Genomic DNA, 20019 nt, shown 5'->3' with positions numbered 1-20019 from the left:
CGTGCTTGGAGGTAAAGAAAGATGATTACGCTATTAGCCTGTGGATATCGAACGATCCACCATGAGGGGATTATCAGGAATCGCCCTCATGGTTCGGGAAACTATACTTTTATATTTTTTAACAGCAGAACCGAATTAAAACTCCATGAGCATGTAATGGTGATCGAGAAGAATACATTTGTTTTTTTTCGGCCGGATACTCCCTATTTCTATCGTGAACTGGAGAGTCCTTTTATTAATGACTGGTTTCATTGTAATGGCGAAGAGCTAGAGGGATTTCTTACAGGTCTGCAGTTTCCGCTGGATACGCCTGTAGAGGCATCTGACCCGATGATGATCTCACGCTGCATGATGGAGCTGCAGCATATCCACCGGCTCGATGGACCTTTGCGCGAGCGTATTATCGATTGCGACCTTCGCTCTTTTTTGATGAAGCTGGCTGATTTACGTCAGCGTACAGCTCCGCATCAGCTGCACCGATATTATACTGCCTTTGCGGAGCTGCGTAATGATCTGTACCGGTCGCCTCAGCAGAACATATCGGTTACCCGACTGGCAGAGAACCTTAATCTGAGCAAATCCTATTTTCAGCATATTTACAAGCAGTTATTTGGCTGTTCGGTGGTGACGGATATGATTAACGGAAGAATGGAACATGCCAAATATTTGCTGGATCACAGCGAGATGTCGGTGACGCAAATTGCCGATGCCTGCGGTTATGAGAACGACACTCATTTTATGCGGCAATTCAAAAAGTTTGTCGGCAGTTCACCGAGAAAATATCGATTCCGAAGTGAAACTTGAGCCTAAAGCGGTGCTAACAATCGAAGTTTACTTTTGCATGTGGTCATACAAGGATATTTACGTTATTTTGAATATTTGATGATTACTGGTATCATAAATGAAATGATTCCGATAACATACATCCTATTATTTCATGAACAGGAGTGATACCAGATGCTGCGTATTTTGTTTGTCAATTTCCCTGCAGAAGGTCATGTGAATCCAACGCTCGGTATAACCCAGGCGTTTACAGCACGTGGTGATGAAGTACACTATATTACTACAGAAAAGTATCAAGAAAGACTCGAAGCGGTAGGTGCTATCGTTCATCTGCATCCCGATCTGGTGCGCACCGCCTTGATTGACACATCCAACCGGGAAAGCATCAATGAGTTCATGAAGATCCATATTCGCACATCACTGGATATTCTGGAAATCGCCCGTCAGCTGTCAGATACGATGGCATTTGATCTGGTATTGTATGATCGGTTTGGAGCAGGCGAACTGGTACGGGACATGCTGAATGTTCCCGGTATCTCTTCTTCTCCATCTTTCCTGATCTCGAACAAGCATATGGCGACCAATCTGTTCCGTCCGAATGCAGAATCTCCAGGTCAGCCGGATCCATTTGTAGCAGAGTCTCTGACGCTGATGAGAGAAAAATACGGTGTTGCTCCAAAAGAAATGGTGCAATTTATGAATAATTCAGGAGCGCTGAATATTGTGTATACCAGCCGATATTTTCAGCCGAATGGCGATCAGTTTGAAGAACAGAATCTGTTTATCGGTCCCAGTTTCCCCGAACGCAAAGGCTCTGGTGCTTTTCCACTGGATCAGCTCGCCAATCAGAAGGTACTGTATATTTCCATGGGTACGGTGCTTAATCATATCGAAGAGTTCTTTAATACGTGCATCGAGGCATTTACGGATTTCGATGGAATCGTGGTAATCGCTGCCGGTGAGAAAGCCGATCTAACCAAAATCAATCCTGCTCCTGCGAATTTCATTATCTCGTCCTATGTACCTCAGCTGGATGTACTGCGCCACACCGACGTATTCATTACCCATGGTGGAATGAACAGTGTGAATGAAGGGATTCACTTTGAAGTTCCACTTGTTGTACTGCCTCAGGACAAGGATCAACCAATGGTTGCGCAGCGTCTCACCGAGCTGCAGGCCGGCTATCGAATCACCAGAGATCAGATGAATGTACAATCCCTGCAAACAGCAGTCCGGGAAGTGTTATCTAATCCCGCTTACCAGGAAGGCGTTCGGAAAATCAACCACAGCTTCCAGCAGTGCGGCGGTACGGATGAAGCACTTCGTCATATCGATGCCTATTTGCAGCGTGTACAAGCATAAGTGCTAACGGTAATGAATTGTACATTTTATGCGTAAGGGTTAGATCTTCAATAGGCTCTGGTTCACTTACACGATTCGTTTGATCCTGTGTCTTGCTCAAATATATCGTTCACACAAAAAAGTCGTACCTGATGAACTGCTCAGATACGACTTTTTGTGCTGATGAGTATTAATTGATACGATGATGATCTGCTTATGACTTGCGATCTGGTTGAATCACACGAATATTCGGCTGCTCAGGCTGCTCCATACCGGTTCCCAGATAGTAGCTGGTATGCGGCGGTTGATTGTAGCCGGTATTTTGCCACGCAATACCCAGCCGGTAGACCGCATCATGCATCAGCGTTACCAATCGGTAATTGGTCTGCTCGGTGGTGGAATAGATATGCAGTTCGGTGCTGTCCGTATTGCGAAGCACCAATTCCTCACGCCAATCACCCAGTATATCTGCCTGCAGAGCCGGATTGCCCTTGGTGTCATTATTGGACAGGTTGCCAGTGAATGTAATCAGATTACGCAAGCGCTGATTGGCGTAATCCCACTTATCAATCTTGGGTACACCTTGCCGGACAGGTTCTGTACTGAACGTATGATCCAGCAGTTCACGACTCAGATCCCCGTCCCACCAGATGGCAAAGTTGGAAGAAGGAATACTACTGGAAATCTTCTCTCCTGCTGCTGTAAAAAGACCCCCTGTTGCACTGTTCCACTCTCCATCAATAGCCCACATCTCAGCTCCCGCATGTCTTGGATCGATATCAGCACTCAGTCCACGCCCAACATCAATACCTAGCTGTGCCTGTCCCCAGAGCACACGGCCGGTTCGGGCGTCTTTGAGATCAGCGGAATAAGGGGCATCCGCATGCTCCTGAACCGCCCATTCTTCCAGGCCCAGACGCTGAGGATTCAGATCGCTGACATGCATGGCATCACCATGTCCAAGTCCGCTGACCCAGAGCCCTGATCCATTATGATCGATAGCCGCAGCTCCTGTGATAATCTCGTCTTTGCCATCGTTATCCACGTCGGCCACAGACAGTTGGTGGTTCCCTTGTCCGGCATATTTCTCATTGCCTGGTGTGCTGGAATCAAAAGTCCAGCGCTTGGTCAGCTTGCCGTCTCTCCAGTCATAAGCAACCAGTACCATCCGTGTATAGTAACCACGCTGCATAACCAGACTTGGTCGTTCGCCATCCAGATAAGCGATCGCAGCCAGGAAGCGGTCGACCCGGTTACCGTAGCCATCTCCCCACGAATTGACATCTCCGCGTGCCGGTTCATAATTCTCTGTAATAAGTTCACGGCCTGTTGTTCCTTCAAAAATTGAGAAATATTCGGGACCAGTCAGAATATAACCGCCGTCATTGGCATAACGGGCACTGGCATTACCAATAACTTTGCCCTGTCCGTCGACAGTTCCATCGGCTGTACGAAAAGCTACTTCGGCTTTGCCATCACCATCCAGATCATATGCCATGACATCCAGGTAATGTGCACCGGAGCGAATATTCGGTCCCAGTGTGACCCGCCATAGGAAACTGCCATCAAGCTTGTAGGCATCGACGAGTGTACTGCCGGTATGACCACTCTGGGAATTATCCTTGGCATTGGATGGTGCCCATTTAAGAATGATCTCGTATTGTCCGTCTCCATCCAGATCAGCAGTAGTGGCATCATTGGCGCTGTAGGAATAGACTTCACCGGTAACCGTCTTGCCGTCTGCCGGTTTGCGCAAAGGAATACTCAGATGATCGGCATTCCATACTTTGGCAGTTTCGGACTGCTTGGGTCCTACTTTACCACCTACGGCTTGTACATAATACGTAGACTGACTGCTGCCACCCTTATCCATAAAGTTTGTTGTACTGCGGATCGGACCAGAATTTACTTTTTTGCCATCCCGGTACAGGTCAAATCCGATAGAGTCCGGATCGGTACCAAGCAGACGCCAGCTTACATAGACTCCGCCGGATTGAGGAATAGCTACCAATCCGCGATCCAGATATTCCATCTGCCGAGGTGGCAGTTTGACAGGAGTCTCCTGGATCGTTACTCCGGTAGATTCGCTGCCATCTTCAAAAGCGGCTTTGACAACAAATGTATAAGTTGTGTTGTTTTTCAGTTTATCGATGGTAGAGATATACGTTCCACGCGCGACGGTATTGACCAGCTTGAGCTTTTGGTTTTTCTGTACCTGATAAATATGGGCTTCGGTATAGGTAGGATCAATCGTCTCCTCCCATCCGATCTTCACTTTGCCGTTATGCGGTTCGGATACGACATACTGAAGATCCGGGTATTTCTCCAATCGGGTCACATTCAGTGTATAGGTGCGCGAGATATCCGAATACGTATCGGAAGTCACTCGAACCGGAATGCTGGTCGTTGCTCCATCCAGAGTAACTGATGCGGAAGTACCGCTGGAAGCAGTAGCCTGCCCCACACTGAGCTGCACTTTATCAGCATCACTTGCTGTAGGTGTAATATCGAGAGTATTCACGGAATAAGGCACTTCCATCTGGTAATTAAGGACAGATGGATCAAATGCCGGAGTAAAAGCAGGCGTAAAATCTTGTGACTTTACCTGCAGGCTGCTTAGATTCAGATCCAAATTGGTAACGTGTGCATTTGTGAGCTGAATGGTTCCTCCATCTCGTCCCAGATACAACCCAAAGCTGCTGATCCGTGCCACTTTGTTACGGAATGAATCCTGCCACTCAGCAACGATGCTACCTGTAGATAGATCGGTAATGGTCGTTGTATATGTCTGTGCAGAAATATTAATTACATATTGCAAGCGATACCAGGTTGAAGGATCATAAGCAATCCGGTTAGACGATTGCGTGCCCTGAATACTGCCTGCGCCCATACCGGTATTCACGGCGGCAGCACTGGTCGCATTAATCTTGCCATCCATCATGTACAGGGAACCGCCGTTATTACCCGGTACGCGAATATCAAACTCGGCGATAAGCCCGCCCGTTTGTGCAGCAAAACGCTGACCGATATAGGAAGAACCGGAAGATGTATTTTTGATTTCGGCATAGGTCATTCCAGTTACCGTCTCTCTGGCAATCTGAACTACAGGTGCACTGCCTTCTTTGCCCCAGGCGTTGCCATTGCCTATAGTGAACGGTCCCGCCGGATAGCTGCTAAAGTCTTCATTCACCAGTACTGTATTCTCTGCCTTTACAGAAGCCGGAACAGCAGGAACGACAAGCGACAGAATCATAATAATCATAAGCGCTTTGGACACTATCTGCCTTGTTACAGTTTTGCTTTTATAAAAATGCATAAATGAAATCCCTCCTTGTATCTGATCTATTCCATTCAACACGATATTGCCAAATAATATTGAAGCGCTTTCAAAACACCTCCTGCCGATTACTCTGGTCAGTACGTTACCTGAATCCATATAAAGTCTAGCAGTTTCCTATTTACAAGAAAACAGCTAATTTGTACATATCCATGTTTATTCGGAATTATCATTTATCTGACGTGCAGCACTTCGCTATTTTCATATGTAAAAATCCGGAGCTACAAAATAGCATAAGAGATGTGCAGTGTAGCATATATCCGATCATCAACAGGAGGCGATAGATTTGTCGGTACATCAGAATACATATACCCATTATCTAATGGTACATTTTATTGGGGAGCAGCCGGATGGAGAACAGATTTACTTTTCACTCAGTCAGGATGGACTTCATTGGCATGATCTGAATCGTGGATTGCCTGTTCTGCACTCTACAATTGGTGAAAAAGGAGTCCGCGATCCTTTTCTGATTCGTGCAGTGGATAGTGGCAAATTCTATATTATCGCTACCGATCTGCGGATTGCCAGCGGCAAAGGCTGGTCGGCAGCAGTTAACGAAGGCAGCCGGGATATCGTCATCTGGGAATCGGACGATCTGGTCAGCTGGTCTGATCCATGGACGGTAACGGTCGGTACAGCTGATGCTGGCTGCGTATGGGCGCCGGAAGTCATTTACGATGAAGTTGCCGGTGATTTTCTTGTCTTCTGGGCATCGGCTACATTGGATCCCGGAACGAATGAGCGTAAACAGAAAATCTATAGCGCGCATACCCATGATTTCCGCACCTTCACTTCGTCGGAATTATATATCGAGCGGGACAATCATATTATCGATACCACGATCATCGCTCATGAGGGAATCTATTACCGTTACTCCAAAAATGAGACTACCAAGAATATCTTGGTAGAGCAAAGTAATTCGCTGGATCGGGATTCTTTTGTACCTGTAGATGCTCCCGTACTTGAAGCATTGGAAGGCGTCGAAGGACCGCAAATTTTCAAATTAAATGACCGCCAGGAATGGTGTCTGATTGTGGACCGGTTTGCAGAACATAAAGGATATCTGCCTCTAATCACTTCGGATCTGTCCAGCGGAGACTTTCGTGTACTGTCCGATACAGAATTCGATATGGGACAAACCCAAAAGCGTCATGGTAGCGTCATACCGATCACGGCAGCCGAAAGTGAACGTCTGCTGGCAGCTTATGGCGCTGCTTCGCAAACTGTGACAGAGTAAAGTGTACATTACATCGTATGCATCTATAGCGAATACAATCATATAGCGGGAATCGTGTATCTACACAAGGTTGGTAAGTACGTGCCGACAGTTGAATACGAAATGCAGCTGCCGAAAATGTAAATATGCAGCTGATTATTGCAGATGTACAATGTTCAAGTCTGCCCGGATTGAATGAGTCGATAGACAAAAAAGCCGTGAGCAATTTCACGGCTTTTGGTCTGTTTTAGAATGGTTATACGATTTTGGCTAAATAGGTGAATATTATTAATAGCCCAATTCAGGAGCAATTCCTCATGAGTGCTTACTATTCAATATTCAGCATTAATTTCCATGCTTCCTCGATCTTGTGCACACCGGCTGCAACGGATTCCTTGCCGAGCAGAATATCAGTAAGATTAGGGGTAAAGTCGTTAAACATCTGCGAGCCTTCCGGAATCAGCGGTCTTGCTTTGGCAACATCGACCTGTGCTTTGAAGCCCTGGATAATCGGATCATTGGCCAGCGTCTGATCATCATAGACACTCTTCTGCGTAGGTAGTGTTCTCAGTGTCTGTGACTGCTGGAGCTGGGTATCCTGACTAGTCAGATACTTGATAAGCTCATAGGCTTCTTTGGGGTGCTCGCTATACTTGGAGACGACAAAGCTATGTCCACCTATAGGAGATCCCTGTCCTTTGGGTCCTGCCGGAATCTGCGCAATCCCCAGATTATCGGCATCCTTGAACTCCTTGCCGTTCAGAAGTTCCAGAATCGCCCATGGACCATTGATAATCATAGCCGATTTGCCTTCAGTAAAGTCTGTCATCATTCGGCTATAAGAATCATTGAAATCCGGGTATTTCTGTGTTACGCCTTGCTTTTTTAATTGGTACATAAATGAGAATCCCTTCATGGAATCAGCCGAGGTCACTTCGATCTTGCGATCATCACTGATCGTTCCTCCACCGAATGCCCATAGATAAGGCAGTGCATAATAAGAGTCATTGTTCAGATAAATGCCGTAACGGTCGCCATTCGAGACTTTCCGGGCGATCTGCAGCAATTCATCCATCGTCGCTGGCGGAGCAGAATACCCTGCTTCTTTCAAAATTCGCTTATTGTACAGCAGAGCAGGCGCTTCCAGTACAGAAGGCAATCCATACAGGCTACCCTGATATTCATCCGACTTGAGTGCTGACTCTACATAACCACTTTTGTCTTTGGCAGTGGCCAGCTGATCAAGTGGGTATAGCAGGTCCAGATCCGCAAATTCCGGTATCCAGCTGTTGTCTGCGCGAAATACATCAACTTGCTCATTACTCAGCAGCGCAGATTTAAACTGATTGGAAGCTGCTCCAAAGTCGACAGATGCCAGAGTGACCTTGATATGCGGATGCTCTGCCTGAAACGCATCGACCCGTTTTTGCAGAAACTCGGTCTGCGCCCCTTTGTCGGTAGTCGTCCAGAAGGTTAATGCGACATCCTCAGTCTTGGCGCTGGAACAGGAAGCGAGTGTAAAAGTCATCAGTACAGCACTTATAAGCAAAATTAATTTTGTTCTCATTGTCCGTTTTCCTCTTTCGCCAGTTTGAATTTGCCGATCAGATCGCTTAACTCTTCTGCCAGACTGGCAAGAGCTGCCGATGAGGCGGAGATCTCTTCCATTGAAGCCAGTTGCTCTTCGGTCGAAGCAGCAATACTGTGAGTACTTGATGCATTTTCTCTGGCGATTCCCGATATCTGATCCATTGTAATGACCATCTTCTCTGTATCTTCCTTGATATAAGCGGTAGAGTGAGTAACTCCCTCTATATCCTGCTCTACCTGCTGGATCAGCTGCAGAATGCCTTCAAAGGAATTGCCGGCTACTTCGATCAGCTGAATTCCTTTTTGTACTTCGAGCGTACCATGAGTCATTTCTTCCTTGGCAATGCCAGCTTCATGCTGAATCCCGGTAATCAGGGAAGCAATCTGATTCGCGGAATCTTTGGACTGCTCGGCGAGCTTGCGTACTTCTCCTGCAACCACGGCGAATCCTTTGCCCTGTTCGCCTGCACGTGCTGCTTCGATACTTGCATTTAGTGCCAGCAGTTCCGTTTGCTTGGTTATCTGCATGATGAGCTGGATCGCCTGCCCAATCTGATTGGCCTGATCGTTCAGTCCGGACACGATCCGGTCGAGCTTGGTATTGCTTTCATCAATTACACGTACCTGCTGAATCGCATTGACCAGATCCAGCTTGCCCTGAGCTGCCGTTGTAGATGTCGTATGCACTGTACTCAGTACGGTCTGATTATTGGCTGAGATCTGCTGCACATTATGGGACAGCTGATTAATGACCTGCATATCATTATCAATATGATTGGCCTGTTTCTCGGTACCTGCTGTAATGTCCTGCATAATGACCGCGATATGTTCCGTTGCTGTGCTCGTCTGTTCCGCGCTGGATTGTAGCTGTGCAGATGATGCCGCTACCTGCATCGACACATCTCCTGCACTGCTGATAACCGAGCGCAGCGATTGGGTCATTGTATTGAATGCTTCTGCCAGATCGGTCAGCTCGTCTTTTCCTTTGAAATGAAGCTCTTCGACGGACAAATCGCCCTGTGCGACAGTGATCGCCGATGTCTTGAGCAGACGAATACGACGGATCAGATAGTTAGACAGCAAAAAGGCAATAGCCAGCGACAGCAGAGTGGCAGCTGCAGCCATCACAATATTTACAAGCAGACTGGTCTGACTCGTATCCGCAATCTGTTCCTTGTACTGCTGAACTTTGGCTTCTTCTTCTTTGACAAAGGATAATAAGGAAAAGGCAACCGGATCGAATGAACGCCGGGTAAATCGTTCCTGTGCGAGCGTCAGGTTACCTGCTTCTCTTAGGCTCATAATGTCTTCGGCATTTTTCTGATACGTGTTCCAGTGGGATTCGAACTGCTGAATATTGTCAGAAGCTTCTCCCTGGGTAAGCACTTTCATATGTTGAACCATTTTTTGCACCGATTCGGCATCTGCCTGATAACGACTTTTAAAATTATCCTTGAGATGATCAGGCGCCAGCAGATAATGGGCACCATCGTCATTAGCCATGCGCGCAAACAAATTAAGCATCTGGGCATTTTCCAGACGCTCTTGCGCCAGCATGATATGACTGGTTAATTGGGTGATCCGCTGGGTCATCGTATTGGATACGACCACCGTCACCAGTAGAAGCAAAATAATAGAAGCAAAACTCAAATATAACTTCCAACGCATTGAAAAAGACAAAGAACTTCCCCCGCTTCTGTTGATTTAAGCTACTCATTTAGTAAGACTATGTATTCTATCGACATATATCTACATAAAATGAAGAGAAAATAAATCCTCTGTCATATATTATTTATACCACTTAATTAATATTTTAAAGTAATTGATCATTGTATAGCAGTTTAACTAACATATCGATCTATTGAAGTGCAGATAACAGCGATATATCTAACATTATTTATACATTTATATTACAAAACAGAACAACTATACTATAATACATCGTTTTATTCTTTCTCCTCATAACGAATACCCTCTGCTCGTTAACAGAGGGTATTCGTTAGATTGAATTCTGCTAATAACCCTTAATTATTGCATCACTGCCAGCTTATCCGTATCTAGAGAGTTGGTGGACGGGATTCTTCTTGAGCAGACCCTTCTTCGAAAAAGCGGGCAATTTCTACAATCATTGCGCCCATTCGTTCCAACTCCGGTACGACGATGCGCGTTATATTTTCATCACGCAGCGCATCTGCAGTAACTTTGCCTACAGCTGCTGCCAGCACTTGATGGTTAAATGTATTCCGAAGATCTTCTTCCTGCCCCTGTTCTCTTGCATAGTCGAACAGATACTTAACCTGTACCTGTGTGGTGAAGCTGACCGCATCAACCTGATGCTGGAGTAATTCATCCATCAGCTGTGCCAGTGTATCTCTGTCCGGTGCCTGGTAACGATAAGGAAGCACCGCCTGTACATTCATCTCCGGCTCGCTGCTGATAAAGTCATGCAGCTGGGACGTAAGCTCTCCGTGTAGCTGCAGCCATACCTGACAGCCTTTAAAGTCAAAAGCACTCAGCTTGTCGACCATATTGGCGATCGTCCCGTCGTCTGCACTGACCACAGGATGAACACCGGATTTTTTGAGGTAGGCATTGGTACGATAACCACGGCATGCTACTTTGGCTTTTTGCAGACGCTCTTCAAGCAGTGGAACAATTCCCTGGCGCTCTGCTGACTTGTAAATCGCCTCATAACCGATACCTGTGGTGAAAATAATCCAGTCGGCACCCTGCTCGGTCAGCTGCCGAACATCCTTGTCGATTTCGGCAGGATCGGCAGGCATTAATCCCTGTAAAGACCGCACCAGTGCGGTTCCTCCTCTGCGCTCAATCACTTCTGCCATATCCTCCGGAATTTTGGAGCCGGTAATAACGATCGTTTTGCCTTCGAGTTCTTTAGCCATTGCCTGATTCGCCTCCATTTTTTGGAATGCCAATATGCACCTGTTCTCCGGTTAGCAGCACTGGGTAGGTTCTGACCTGACCGGTATCCGGATCGAGCACCTGTCCATCGTCCATCCGGATGCGCCAATCACAGATGGGATCGAACAAAATATGCTCTGAGACCATCCCTTCAACCAGTGTACCGCCTTTGGGACCTGGGCTTTTATTTTCGAGAGCATATAGTTCGCCATCGGATGTTTTGAACAGAGCAATCTCCTGTTCATCAATAATCACCCGTCTGCCCACTCGTTCCAGAAAGTCATGAGTACTTCCAACCTCATAATACGTATAATTGGGATCTGCTGCAGATGAAGACATCGATATATACCTCCTTACGATTGGGTCGTCGAAATCCGCACATCATCAAACATCTTCTCGCGCAGATTCTGATTATCCAGAATTTCATTCCATGGTTCCTGTACCTGGCTTAGTGCCAGTTCAATTCGCTCTACCAGAGCATGGCGGTTGTCCAGATCGTTAACAACAGTATCCATAATGCTCTGCAGACCGACTCTCTCGATCCAATCCGAGGTACGTTCCAGGTATTTACCGGTTTCCCGGTAGTGCTGGATAAAGGCAGCTATGATCTCCAGCAGCTCTTCATCTGTTTTTACTTTGCAGAGCAGCTCTGCCAGCCGTGCCTTGATTCCTCCATTCCCGCCAACATAGAGCTCCCAGGCTCCTTCGTTACCGACAATCCCGATATCTTTGGTAGATGATTCGGCACAGTTACGTGGACAGCCATTCACTGCCATCTTGAACTTGGCAGGCATATCCAGACGCTCGAATCGCTTCTCGATTAGTACACCCATCGTAATGGAATCCTTGGTACCAAACCGGCAGAACTGCGAGCCTACACAGGTCTTCACGGTACGTAGTGCTTTGGCATAAGCATATCCTGAAGGCATCCCTAGATCTTTCCAGATATTAGGCAGGTCTTCTTTTTTGATTCCGAGCAGGTCAAGCCGCTGTCCACCGGTCACCTTGACCATTTTCACATTATATTTAACAGCAATATCCGCAATCAGGCGAAGATCTTCAGGTGTCGTGACACCGCCATACATGCGGGGAACAACACCGAATGTTCCGTCCTTCTGAATATTGGCATGCATACGTTCATTCACAAAACGGGAATCGCGCTCATCCACATGCTCGGCAGGCCAGATCATGCCCAGATAGTAATTGAGCGCCGGACGGCATTTGGAACAGCCTTCCTTGTTGTTCCATTCAAGCGCATAACGGACCTCCTGCGAAGTGATCAGCCCTTTTTCCTTGATCTCGCGCACAACCTCGTCACGGCTGAGTGATGTACAAGAGCAGATGGTTTCTTTTTTGGCAGCAGCAGAATCATATTGATCACCGAGCACATACTGCAAGATCTGCTCAATGACAGGACGGCAGCCTCCACAGGAGCGGCAGGCGCTGGTAGTCGACTTGATCTCTTCTACTGTCGTGAGTCCATTTTCCGTAATCGCATCGACAATGCGTTTTTTGCTGACTCCATTGCAACCGCATACAATCTCTTCGTCTGCCAGATCAGCTACTGTATTCTCTGTATCGGGTGCTCCCTGTCCCACAATAGCAGTATGAATCGCTTCGGTCATGACTGCACCGGTACGAATCCACTGCTGCAGCCGCGAAGCTTCGCGTCCATCACCTACGAGTATGCCTCCGACAATACGGCCTCCACGCATAAGTACTTTTTTGTAAATTCGCCGCCAGTCATCATGCATTCGCACAACTGCCAGATCCTCAGCGTCCATGAATTCACCCGCCGAGAATACATCAACGCCCGAGATCTTCAGCTGGGTCGATACAACAGATCCTTCATATGGCGGTGTCTCAATATCACACAGATGCTTGGCCAATACGGCGCCCTGTTCAAATAGCGGAGCTACCAGTCCATAGGAAATGCCGCGATGCTCATTACATTCACCTACTGCGTATACATCAGGTGCCGAAGTACGCATATAATCATCGACCAGAATTCCGCGGTTGACTGCGAGTCCAGCAGACTGAGCCAGTTCGGTATTGGGCTTGATCCCTGCCGCCATTACGACGAATTCAGCTTCCAGTTCGGTTCCATCTGCAAATCGTATTCCGCTAACACGTTCATCTCCGAGGAATTCGGCCGTTTGTTTACCTGTAGCAAATTGAAGACCCTGACTCTCCAGCTCTGCCTGCAGCATATGCGAAGCCACCGGATCAAGCTGACGCTCCATGAGTTCACGGAATAAATGAACAACCGTTACATCCATTCCCAGCTTGAGCAGTCCTTTGGCTGCTTCCAGACCAAGCAGCCCTCCTCCAATGACAGCAGCTTTACGATATAAATCTGCGGCATGGAGCATTTGCTCACAATCTGCAATATCGCGGAATCCCACGATCCCCTGCTTATCTACGCCCGGTACCGGTAGCATAAATGGACGCGAGCCTGTAGCAATCACCAGACGGTCGTAGGGTACGACCATGCCATTACTGGCTTCTACTGTTTTTTGTTCTGTATCGATTGCAGTGACATGTGTTCCTGTGTACAGCTCAATACCATGAGCATCATACCAGTCGCGATCATTCAGAATGATTTCCTCAATCGATTTACTTTTTTCCAGTACATACGACAGTTGAATCCGATTGTAGTTTGGATACGGTTCGCTTCCAAATACCGTAATCTGATACGTATTTGGAGACAATTTGAGGATGTGTTCCACGGTATTGATACCCGCCATTCCATTTCCGACAATTACCAGCCTTTTCTTCCCATCCAGGTTTGTCATGTGTCGGCCTCCTTATTATGACAATGAGTTCGGTTCAACCATTATTAACCTTCCAATTTACTGTAAAATCAAAAGAATACATAACCTCTGCATCTCAGCGATCTTCATGATCTGGCCGCATGCGCTCTCTTGAGGTCTCGCGGCCTGAAGTAACGGGCTTCAGTTGACCGGCTTTGCCAAGTCCGAATGGCGGCATATTAACATAGATGGATTCATAGGCACCGGCTTCCACTGTATAAGTCTCATGATAGATACCCACTGCTTCGCCCACGCTTGCTTTACGATTAAAATCCTGCCAGGCTTTTAGATGGTTCGCTCCTCCACGTGCATAATGTTCCAATTGTTCATAGGAACGCCAGTATTGCACAATTGATAATCCCCTTCCAGAGATAAAATAGGATGCATCCAGAAAGCCCAGACTTTTATTTGCATATAATTCGCTTAGCATGGGTCCCATAGAGCGCATAACCGGCAGCCAGCGATGTACAGCCATCCATTTGTTAATCCGTACGCCAATAATGAACACGACAAATGGACCTTCAATTTCAGCCATTTGGCGACCTTTTATAACAGAACCCATATCACTTGCCTCCCTGTTTTGGCTTCACTATATTCTTATATTGATCTACCATCCTCCCTTCATCCACACAAGTTACAAATTTACCAAGTAACTTTTCTAGCAAAGTATAACATTCCTCTGTATCAATTCCGTTAAATATTATATTAGATTCCAATAAAAGGAATATTTAGTCATAAGGCAGCATGATTTACGTACCGGGAATCCATATGGCAGCTGCAGCGATATGCAGCCAGCGCCTACCAACAATGCTTATGCATCATACGAATAGGGGAACGAGGGGATAGTATCGATGAGAGCAAGTCGCATCCTGAAAAAAGTAACGCAGCTCGCACGCAAACCGGTTGTTCAGATTACCAGCGCAGCAGCATTAATCACCATTTGTTTCCTGGTTCCGGCAGACATGATCTCTGCTCCTGGTGGGACAAGCATCTACTCAAAAGGAGAAGAATCTGCTTATTTGTCTGGAGACGACAGTAATATTATCCAGATTCCAACCGATCCTCCTACTCTTATTTCCGAGCTGCCGGAAGCTGAAGAACCAGCTAATGTCAATTATGTTGCAGGCAATATGATCAGCAATGAACCTGGAGGTAAACTTCCGGTTCGCGTAGCAGTCGAAAGAGAAGTGAGCGATTCCTCCTGGCTGGAAGACAAACTCACTATTGGACCGAAAGAGGCTGCGCTTACTGCAGATATGCTGCGCAAAGATGGAGGATCCATCGGCATATTCGGCATGCCTCCTGCCGAAAAAAAGCAGGTAGGCGATCTCTATTTTACCTTCAGACAGCGTGCAGCAGAACTATTCTCTGTATCCCATCAAGGGGTATTCATCTATGCACTGTATGGCCAGCTCATGCTGCCGCCCGATACGGTAGCCACACTGATTGGTGATTTGAAAATACACCTGCATACGGATCATGGAGCTGCCAAGCCAGAGGGAGCTCAAGGCACACCAATGGAATTTATCAATGATTTTCCGCAAGATGGTATCTGGTTGAATCTGCCGGTAGAGAATCTGGATATCGACAAACAAGATCTGCCCCGGCTGCAGATTCATGCCTCTTATCCAAATGGGCAAAACGAATACCTGTCCGCAGAGCTTACCGCCTATGACGATAAATATCCACATGGAATGAAATTTGAAGCCAAACAAAATGCCATCTATACTGTTGTGTTGCCGGGTGCCTGATTGAGAAGGACTTCATTAATGCTGGAACAGCCTGTTTGCCGGATCGTCAGACAGGCTTTGACAAGGAGAGTTATGATCCCATGACACTGACTATTCATACTGTATTCAAAAAAATGATGTTGTTATCTGCCTTAACTGCTATTCCGATTGCATATACCGTTATCGGTCACTCTGCACAGCCATTTGCAGGATTGCTTCCTTCTCCCCACAATGAGACAGGTCGTTATCTGGTTAGCTATAGCAGTGAAGATGGCAAACAGACTCTCTCCAGATTTTCCAGTAATGACAGTCATTCACACATGATCGCTCTTGATTATCTGAACATGGTAGCAGTTACCCTGACACCGACCCAGAAAAAGGAACTATCCCGTCAGCAGGGAATCTCCCATATTGAACCAAGCCTCAAATATAGGAATGTTATTCAGAGCAACTCCGTTCAGTCGATAAGTGTGACCAAAGGGGAACAAGCTTCATGGGGATATCAGACGGTAGACGCCGAGATTGGATTCCAGAATCAGTATACCGGCAAAAATATAAAAGTAGCGATTCTGGATACCGGCATCTCTCCCCACTCCGATCTAAAAATAGCGGGCGGTGTCTCTACAGTCGATTATACCTCCGAGTATGTGGATGATAATGGTCATGGCACATTTGTCGCCGGAGTCATCGGAGCGCTGAACAACGGTAAAGGACTAATCGGTCAAGCACCGGATGCCAAGCTGTACGCTGTAAAAATCCTCGACAAGCAGGGAAGTGGTACTACAGAAGATCTGGCTGAAGGATTGAACTGGGCGATTCAGCAGAATGTAGATATTATCAATATGTCCATTTCATTTCCGGAAGCTTCTCCTGCTGTCGAACAGATGCTGCAATCCGCTCATAGCAAAGGAATCCTGATGATCGCATCTGCCGGCAATCATGGTACTGCAGATGCAGCTGCCGATACGGTCGAATATCCTGCACGTTCACCTGAAGTAATGGGAATCATCACCGTGGATAGCCAACTGGAACGAGCTGATTTCTCCGCTTCCGGCAGTGAAGCCGATGTGGCCGCACCCGGCGTGTCTATTATCAGTACAGCTAACAATGGGAAATACGAGCTGCGTGATGGAACTTCCGTCTCTGCTCCTTTTGTTACCGGACTGGCTGCAGTGCTAAAAGAAGCCTATCCGAACAGCACCAATGAACAAATTCGGCAGGCAATTAGCTCCAATGCTGTGGATCTCGGTGCACCAGGCAAGGACAATCTATATGGATATGGTCTGATTTCCTATCAGCATTTATTTGGTCCTGCTTCTCCGCTTGGCAAATAAAACCAAATACAATAACAAAAAAGTTCAATTCAAAAACAGACCCTATTCGCTTGATGGAATAGGGTCTGTTTTCTTATAGGTTAATCTGTTGATTCATGTGTGCTTCTGAAATAATCCACTACGATCTGACGGAACTCCATTGCAGCTTGCGAAATATAACGGTTACAGTTCCACAACAGGGCGATCTCTCGGCTCAATTCGTAATCTTCAAGAGCAATATAATGGATCGGCTCATACGGATCTCTGGCTGTTCCCGGCATAAACGCAATGCCTATTCCCATGGCTACCAGAGTACCCAGTCTCGCAGGCTCGTCTCCTTCATACACATATCGGGGTACGAAGCCAGCAGATTGACAAGCAGCATCGACCTGATCGCGTATCCCATAGCCGGTTCTTACTCCCACGAATGCCTCTCCTGCAAGCTCGTTTAGAGAAACATACTTTCGTCCGTATAAGCGATGTCCCTCCGGAACAGCCACCATAATCGGATCCTTATGTACAATCTGGCATTCAATATCCTCTCCCTGTACCGGTGGAGAGGATAAGCAAAAGTCTACTTCTCCCCGCTCAAGCAGTGCTGTCATTTCCTGAAGAGCAAGCATCTGCACATGAAACTGGATATCCGGTCTTTGTTTGCGAAATTCCTTTAAAATACCTGGAAGTGTGCTTGCTGTAGTCACCGCCAGCTCAAGCGTAATCGATTCCCGATGAGCCAAATCCCTGATTTCCTGCTTTCCCTGCTCCAATTCCAAAAGCGCTTTTTGTGTACGACGCAGGAATAATCGTCCTGCCTCATTCAATCGCAGATTTCTGCCAGTCCGATCAAATAATGCGACTCCCAGATCTTCTTCCAGACGCTGAATCGTTTTGCTAAGCGAAGATTGCGTGACATGCAGATATTGGGCAGCTTCGGTCATATGCTCCGTACGAGCTACGGTTATAAAATATTGCAGTTGAAGCAGTTCCATGGATTTCCTCCATTCATTCCTTACAGTCAATGAGATCATAACATAAAATGCATTGGAGTAAATGAATGATTTCTTCTACGATAGGATTATCCTATTCTGAAGGAGGCGTTAGATTATGAGTACACGCAGTTGGTGGCTGATCATCTCGATCGGATTGGGAGTTATGCTGAATCCACTGAACTCATCCATGGTGGCGGTAGCAATTCCTGATTTGCAGCATACCTTTCAATTGAATTACACTGCAGTATCCTGGATTATCTTTTCTTTTTATATTGCCAGCGCAGTGACTCAGCCTGTTATGGGTAGAGCCAGTGACTTGTTTGGCCGCCGTAAAATCTTTTTGGCCGGACTGCTGGTTTCTCTGATCGTCTCCCTTTTAGCTCCATTCTCACTAAGCTTTGGATGGCTGATTGTGTTCCGTATTTTGCAATCTATAGGTACCAGTATGATGGTGGCGGTCGGAATGGCAATTGTACATATTCATATTACAGAGAAACAGGCTGCTGCGCTGTCGGTATTATCCATCTTTTTGTCCGGGGCTGCTGCAATAGGTCCTTTTGTTGGAGGATTATTGATGTACTGGTGGGACTGGCGGGCGATTTTTTTGATGAATATTCCTGTGATATTAGCCAGTACGTTGTTAGCAAGGCAAACGATACCTGTTGATAAGCCATCCGTGCAGGACATGGATCATATGACCTTTGGCAGATGGATGAGACGAATAGATGCAGCGGGTATTTTTCTTTTTACAACAGGACTTGTTGCTTTGCTGCTTGGGACATTATCCGCGATATCAGAAGATGCCCTCTCGGGGTATTCCCTTGTGGAAGGCATAGCAGGTGTTATTATACTGGGAGGTTTTGTATGGCATGAGCTGCGTACCGATTCTCCATTTATTCCTTTGCGTACGTTTGCCCGGTATCCTGCGATGACATGGATCAACATACAATTTATCGTGGTCAATCTTATTTTTTACGCTATCTTTTTCGGACTGCCTTCTTATCTGCAGATTGTACGCCAGATTAGTGAATTGCATACCGGTATTCTGATGTTGAGTCTGGGGTTATGCTCTCTTCTCGTCTCTCCCCTGGCAGGGCGATGGATTGATCGGGCTGGACCGGGACCTGCGCTATTGTTCTCTGCTGTACTGATGACACTCGGATCATTGGGACTGGTTGCTCTGGGTCCACATTCAGGTATGATCTATATTTGCCTGACGCTTGCTGCATTTGGTATCAGTAACGGGCTGAATAACGTAGGTATGCAGGCTGCCCTTTTTCAGAATTCACCCAAGGAGATGATCGGTGTAGCTTCAGGGTTATTCAGTACTTCCCGATATATTGGAACGATACTGTCGTCCCTGTTGATCAGTATCGTAGCAGGAAGACAATTCACCTTCGCCGGATTTCGGATACTGGGCATCGTGCTTACTGCCGCGGCATTACTGTTGGTCTTCATGAATTGGCATCAGCAAAAAAGACAGCAGCATACGATCAGTCCAGATCATATCTCTTGAGGCAACTGTTATTGTCAGGTCATGATGGGCAACAAATACATTACTAAATCATTGCTCCCCTGAATCCTGTGATTTTTTCTTGCGAATCTTGGGTTGGGTAAGATGATAGCTGTGTTCTATCATATCCTGAATTTCTTCGAGCGGAATCTCGCCTTCCAGATTCACTGTATTCCAGTGTTCTTTGTTCATATGATAGCCAGGCTGCACATCCGTATACAGCGTCCGCAGGAAATCTGCTTTGATCGGATCACATTTTAGATTGACACACAGATGACCATGACGCTGAAAAATAAAAGCAAATGACTTTTTGTTGCCGACATGCCGCATAACTGTCCATGTCTCGTCAAATGGATAGTCTTTGTAGACACCGGGATAAGATAAACAGTATTCGATCAGTTCTTCTTCGTTCATTGGTAACCTCCATCTGAGCTGTTCGTACAGACTTTGTACAGTCCATATTTACATGTTA

General features: G+C 46.6%; 15 protein-coding genes. 6 read left to right on the top strand and 9 right to left on the bottom strand.

Annotation, left to right across the window (positions count from 1 at the left end; all coding sequences use genetic code 11):
* Window positions 1–21: 21 nt before the first annotated feature.
* Window positions 22–804 carry a helix-turn-helix transcriptional regulator gene (locus H065_RS0106695; RefSeq protein WP_017812260.1) on the top strand — a complete coding sequence of 261 codons (783 nt, stop codon included), beginning with the start codon at window positions 22–24 and terminating at the stop codon, window positions 802–804.
* 153 nt (window positions 805–957) lie between these two features.
* On the top strand, window positions 958–2145 hold the full coding sequence (locus H065_RS0106690) for a macrolide family glycosyltransferase (protein WP_017812259.1): 1188 nt from the start codon (window positions 958–960) through the stop codon (window positions 2143–2145).
* Between the two features lie 193 nt (window positions 2146–2338).
* On the opposite strand, the gene H065_RS28440 is transcribed toward H065_RS0106690, so the two are convergent.
* Complete coding sequence (locus H065_RS28440; RefSeq protein ID WP_017812258.1) at window positions 2339–5440, bottom strand: rhamnogalacturonan lyase family protein; 3102 nt, start codon at window positions 5438–5440, stop codon at window positions 2339–2341.
* A 307-nt stretch (window positions 5441–5747) separates the two neighbouring features.
* Between H065_RS28440 and H065_RS0106680 the strand changes: the two genes are divergently transcribed.
* Window positions 5748–6698, top strand: a complete 951-nt coding sequence (locus H065_RS0106680) for a glycoside hydrolase family 43 protein (RefSeq protein WP_017812257.1) — start codon at window positions 5748–5750, stop codon at window positions 6696–6698.
* Window positions 6699–7005: 307 nt separating this feature from the next.
* Here the strand turns inward: H065_RS0106680 and H065_RS0106675 are convergent, their stop codons facing one another.
* From H065_RS0106675 to H065_RS0106650, 6 genes are all read right to left on the bottom strand, one after another.
* Window positions 7006–8244 carry an extracellular solute-binding protein gene (locus H065_RS0106675; RefSeq protein WP_017812256.1) on the bottom strand — a complete coding sequence of 413 codons (1239 nt, stop codon included), beginning with the start codon at window positions 8242–8244 and terminating at the stop codon, window positions 7006–7008.
* Complete coding sequence (locus tag H065_RS0106670; RefSeq protein WP_238557904.1) at window positions 8241–9935, bottom strand: methyl-accepting chemotaxis protein; 1695 nt, start codon at window positions 9933–9935, stop codon at window positions 8241–8243. The genes H065_RS0106675 and H065_RS0106670 overlap by 4 nt, the downstream gene beginning before the upstream one ends.
* Before the next feature lie 389 nt (window positions 9936–10324).
* Window positions 10325–11188: a uroporphyrinogen-III synthase gene (locus H065_RS25425; protein WP_081604067.1), complete on the bottom strand. Its 864-nt coding sequence runs from the start codon at window positions 11186–11188 to the stop codon at window positions 10325–10327.
* Window positions 11163–11528 (bottom strand): nitrite reductase (NAD(P)H) small subunit, encoded by a 366-nt coding sequence (locus H065_RS0106660; RefSeq protein ID WP_017812253.1) that lies wholly within the window; start codon window positions 11526–11528, stop codon window positions 11163–11165. Before H065_RS0106660 ends, H065_RS25425 begins: the two co-directional genes overlap by 26 nt.
* Before the next feature lie 14 nt (window positions 11529–11542).
* Window positions 11543–13984 (bottom strand): nitrite reductase large subunit NirB, encoded by a 2442-nt coding sequence (gene nirB / locus H065_RS0106655; protein WP_017812252.1) that lies wholly within the window; start codon window positions 13982–13984, stop codon window positions 11543–11545.
* Window positions 13985–14078: 94 nt separating this feature from the next.
* Window positions 14079–14564 carry a DUF4188 domain-containing protein gene (locus H065_RS0106650; protein ID WP_017812251.1) on the bottom strand — a complete coding sequence of 162 codons (486 nt, stop codon included), beginning with the start codon at window positions 14562–14564 and terminating at the stop codon, window positions 14079–14081.
* Window positions 14565–14853: 289 nt separating this feature from the next.
* Between H065_RS0106650 and H065_RS0106640 the strand changes: the two genes are divergently transcribed.
* Both H065_RS0106640 and H065_RS25420 read left to right on the top strand, forming a co-directional pair.
* Window positions 14854–15753 carry a hypothetical protein gene (locus H065_RS0106640; RefSeq protein WP_017812249.1) on the top strand — a complete coding sequence of 300 codons (900 nt, stop codon included), beginning with the start codon at window positions 14854–14856 and terminating at the stop codon, window positions 15751–15753.
* A gap of 80 nt (window positions 15754–15833) precedes the next feature.
* Window positions 15834–17066: a S8 family peptidase gene (locus tag H065_RS25420; protein ID WP_017812248.1), complete on the top strand. Its 1233-nt coding sequence runs from the start codon at window positions 15834–15836 to the stop codon at window positions 17064–17066.
* An 80-nt stretch (window positions 17067–17146) separates the two neighbouring features.
* Here H065_RS25420 and H065_RS0106630 read toward each other — a convergent pair whose 3' ends face one another.
* On the bottom strand, window positions 17147–18034 hold the full coding sequence (locus tag H065_RS0106630) for a LysR family transcriptional regulator (RefSeq protein WP_017812247.1): 888 nt from the start codon (window positions 18032–18034) through the stop codon (window positions 17147–17149).
* A 115-nt stretch (window positions 18035–18149) separates the two neighbouring features.
* On the opposite strand from H065_RS0106630, the gene H065_RS0106625 reads away from it, so the two are divergent.
* Complete coding sequence (locus H065_RS0106625) at window positions 18150–19550, top strand: MFS transporter (protein ID WP_017812246.1); 1401 nt, start codon at window positions 18150–18152, stop codon at window positions 19548–19550.
* 48 nt (window positions 19551–19598) lie between these two features.
* Here the strand turns inward: H065_RS0106625 and H065_RS0106620 are convergent, their stop codons facing one another.
* Entirely contained in the window at window positions 19599–19961 is a 363-nt protein-coding gene (locus H065_RS0106620; protein WP_017812245.1) for an MmcQ/YjbR family DNA-binding protein, read from the bottom strand.
* Window positions 19962–20019: the final 58 nt, after the last annotated feature.

The organism is Paenibacillus shenyangensis (assembly GCF_000346635.1).
Lineage (GTDB): Bacteria > Bacillota > Bacilli > Paenibacillales > Paenibacillaceae > Saccharibacillus > Saccharibacillus dauci.
This window is presented reverse-complemented; position numbering and strand designations above follow the sequence as displayed.